Source organism: Streptomyces sp. BR123 (genome assembly GCF_013401435.1).
In the GTDB taxonomy this organism is placed as follows: domain Bacteria; phylum Actinomycetota; class Actinomycetes; order Streptomycetales; family Streptomycetaceae; genus Streptomyces.
In genome coordinates this window covers 1-3,444 of the sequence record NZ_JACBGN010000474.1, presented here as the reverse complement: position 1 = coordinate 3,444, position 3,444 = coordinate 1, and the positions used below count along the sequence as shown (strand labels likewise).

Below are 3,444 nucleotides of genomic sequence, written 5' to 3'. Positions count from 1 at the left end.
GGTGACGGGGGCGGAGGCCGCGGGCCCGTGGTCGAGGCCGCCGGGTGGGGCTCCGCCGCCTTCACCCGCACGCAGCTCAGCGCGGGCCGGGCCCCGCAGGCGCCGGGGGAGGTCGTCACCGGTACCGGCACCGCCTCCGGCTCCGGTACCGGTCCGGTTGCGGCCGGGGCCACGGACCGGCTCGTGCTCGACACCCCGGTCGGGAAGCGGGAGTTCCGCGTCGTCGGCCGTACCGCGGGCACCGGCGTCTGGTTCTCCGACACCGAGGCCCGCGCCCTGTCCGGGCACCCCGACGCACTCGACGCCGTCGTCCTGCTCGCCCCCGGCGACCCCGAGGCCCTCGCCGACCGGGCCCGCGCCGCCCTCGACGGACGCGCCCGGGTGCTCACCGGTCCCGACCGCGCCGTGGACCCTCACCTCGACGGTGCCAAGGAACTACTGGCCGGCCTCGGCGGTTCCTTCGGCGGGGTCGCCACGTTCGTCGCCGTCTTCACCGCCGCCGGAACCGTGGCGCTCTCCGTCGGGCAGCGCTCCCGCGAGTTCGCACTGCTGCGCGCCCTCGGAGCCACCCCGCGCCAGATCCGCCGCACGGTCGCCACCGAAGCACTGCTCGTCGCACCCGCCGCGGGCGTGCTGGGCTGCGTACCGGGCACCGCGCTCGCCGCCTGGTGGTTCGGGCAGCTCAAGGAGAAGGGCGCGATCCCGGACACCGTCCACCTCGCCGTCTCCTGGGTCGCCCTGGCCTCCGCCGTCGCCATCGGCCTCGGCACCGCCCTGCTCGCCGGGTGGGCCGCAGCCCGCCGCCCCGCCCGGATCCGGCCGTCCAGGGCCCTCGCCGAAGCCGCCGTCGAACGCCTCCGGCCCGGCTGGATCCGTACCCCGCTCGGCCTCGCCGCCCTGGCCGGGGGCATCGCCTGCGCCGGCCTCGCCGCCACCGCCGGCGGGGACGACGCAGCCAACGCGGCACTCGGCGTCGTCCTGCTCTTCATGCTCGCCGTGGCCCTGCTCGGCCCGTTCGTCGCCCGTGCCTGCACCGCCGTACTGGGCCTGCCGCTGCGCGCCGGGGGCGCCCCCGGCGCGCTCGCCGCGGCCAACTCCCGCACCCACGCCCGCCGGCTCGCCTCCGCGATCACCCCGATCGTGCTCGCCATGGCCTTCTCCTCGACGCTCGTGTTCCTGCACACCAGCGAGGAACGGGCCACCCGGCAGCAACAGGAGGCCGGCCTGCTCGCCGACCACGTGGTCACCGACCCGGCCGGCGATGCCGCCGGCGGCCTCCGCGTCACCCGCACCTCCGTCCTCGCCGAGGCCGGCTCCGGCTCCGACCGCCACCTGCTGACCGCGTCCGCCCTGGGCGTCTCCGGCGATCCGGCCGCCGTGCTCGACCTCGGCGTACGCGAGGGCGGCCTCGACCGGCTCGCGCCCGGTACGGTCGCGGTGGACCGCACGCTCGCCGCATCGGCCCGGGTCTCGGTCGGCGACCGGATCACGCTCCGCCTGCCCGACGGGACCCCGGCCCGCCCGGAGGTCGTCGCCGTCTACACCCGTGGCCTCGGACTCGGCCAGGTCACCCTCCCCGCGGCCGACCTCGCCGGCCGCACCACGGCCGGACGGCCGACCGAACTCCTGGTCCGCGGCCCTGCACCGGCGGACGCCGGCCCCGCGCTCCCGGCGGCACGGTGGACCGACCGGCAGACCACCGACCGCGCCCTCAACGCCTGGGCCAACACCGTCATGGCGGCCGTGCTCGGCGGCTTCGCTGCCGTGGCCGCCGCCAACACCCTGGTCATGACCGTCCTCGACCGCCGCCGCGAACTGCGCATGCTGCGCCTCGTCGGCTCCACGCGCCGCCAGGTCCTGCGCATGGTGCGCTGGGAGGGACTGCTGATCGGCGGCGCGGGCACCGCCCTCGGCACCGCGATCGCCCTGGCCACGCTGAACCCGCTGGCCAGGGCCGTCACCGGGGCGCCTCCGCACGTCCCGCCCGCGCTGTACGCCTCCTTCGTGGCGGCCGCCCTGGGACTCGCCCTGGCCGCCACGACCCTCCCGGCCCGTTGGGCCCTGCGACCCGAACGGCACTGATGGAGGACCCGGCCCGGCCGCGCGGCCCGGCCGGCGGCCGGGCCTGCCCTGCGGGGGCGGAGCCCTCAGTCGAGCCGGATGTGCCGGACCCCGACCAGCGCGCGCCGCAGCCGTCCGCGCAGCGGCCCGCCGGCGTCCGGTGCCAGCCGCAGCCCGCACAGGGCCGCGACCCGGGCGGCGGCCTGCGGCACGCCCAGGTGGTCGGTGGCAAGGTGGTCGGCGAACTCCGGTGCGCGCAGCGCCGCCAGGCACCCGTCGAGCCGGGCCACCGCGAAGCCCTCCCGCTTCAGCCCGGGTAGCAGGCCGCGCCCGTTCAACCGGTGCAGTACGGTGCCGCGCTCGGCCAGCAGCGCGAAATGCCGTACGTCGTGGCCCGCTCCGCGCAGCCGGCCCACCGTCTCGTCGAAGTACCGCGGTTCCGTGACGGTCATCGGCACGAGCAGCGGCCCCGGATGCCGCCGCGCGGCCAGGTCCAGCACCTCGAACACCCCCTGGCGCCAGGCCGGCAGGTCCTGGAAGTCCCCGCGCAGCCCCTCCGGGAGCATCCGGTGCAGTCCGAAGCCGAGGTGCTCGGGATCGCACACGGCGCTGCCGGGCAGCCGCCGGTGCAGCTCGTACGCGGTCTGCGTCTTGCCGACCCCGAAGGGCCCGTTCAGCCAGACGATCACCCGGTGTCCTCCGCCCAGGCGCTGACGCCGAGCCTGCCGGTGTTGCCGAGGTCCACCGAGTCGGTGAGCTCCGCCGTCACCGTGGGCGCGCCGGGCTTGGGCGTCACCTCCACCGCCCAACCCTCCGCGGCGGGCACGCTCGGGTCGGTCACCAGGTTGCGCCACAGCATCCCGAACGACGCCGTCCGCCCCGGTTGCAGGACCAACCGCTCGGCGGGCCCGTCCATGTTCGGCACGCCGCCGGCGATGCCGCCCGAGCCGTGCCGGACCTCCGCCTCGATCGGTGTGCGCTTCTTGTCGAGCAGTCTGATCTGTGGATGGCCTTCGAGCTCGTACGGTCCGGCGGAACAGTTGACCAACTCGACGGCCAGGATGCGCACGCCCATCGCCGAGTCCCCGCCCCGCTGGCGCACCCGGACCCCGCCCGCCGGACACGTCTCCCCGGCAGACGCCGAAGGCGCCGCCGGGGGCGGTCCGTCAGCGGAAGGCCCGCCCGGAGGTGCCTGCCGCGGCTTGGCCGGCCGCACCGCTGCGGTGGGCCCCGGAGCGGGCGCCGGGGCCGGCGGCGTGCTGCACCCCGCCAGCACCGCCACGGCCGCGGCGGCCCCAACCGCCCTCGCTGTCCCTCGTGTTGCACCCATCAGCCGACCGTACGACACCTCCGCCGCCCTACCCCTGTCTCTTATACACAACT

3 protein-coding genes are annotated in these 3,444 nt (G+C 77.1%); 1 reads left to right on the top strand and 2 read right to left on the bottom strand.

Annotated features, from left to right (window positions below; translation table 11 throughout):
* A partial coding sequence (locus HYE82_RS35175; protein ID WP_179178291.1) for an ABC transporter permease occupies positions 1–2,082 on the top strand: 2,082 nt, incomplete at its 5' end.
* A gap of 65 nt (positions 2,083–2,147) precedes the next feature.
* Here the strand turns inward: HYE82_RS35175 and HYE82_RS35170 are convergent.
* The gene (locus HYE82_RS35170) at positions 2,148–2,750 is read right to left on the bottom strand and encodes an ATP-binding protein (protein ID WP_179178290.1); all 603 of its coding nucleotides are present in this window, start codon (positions 2,748–2,750) and stop codon (positions 2,148–2,150) included.
* Positions 2,747–3,391: a DUF4232 domain-containing protein gene (locus tag HYE82_RS38745; protein WP_256988143.1), complete on the bottom strand. Its 645-nt coding sequence runs from the start codon at positions 3,389–3,391 to the stop codon at positions 2,747–2,749. Before HYE82_RS38745 ends, HYE82_RS35170 begins: the two co-directional genes overlap by 4 nt.
* Between the last annotated feature and the right edge of the window lie 53 nt (positions 3,392–3,444).

Coding starts and splice junctions, on each gene's coding strand:
- HYE82_RS38745 (WP_256988143.1), bottom strand. CDS start 3,391: ATGGGTGCAACACGAGGGACAGCGAGGGCGGTTGGGGCCGCCGCGGCC.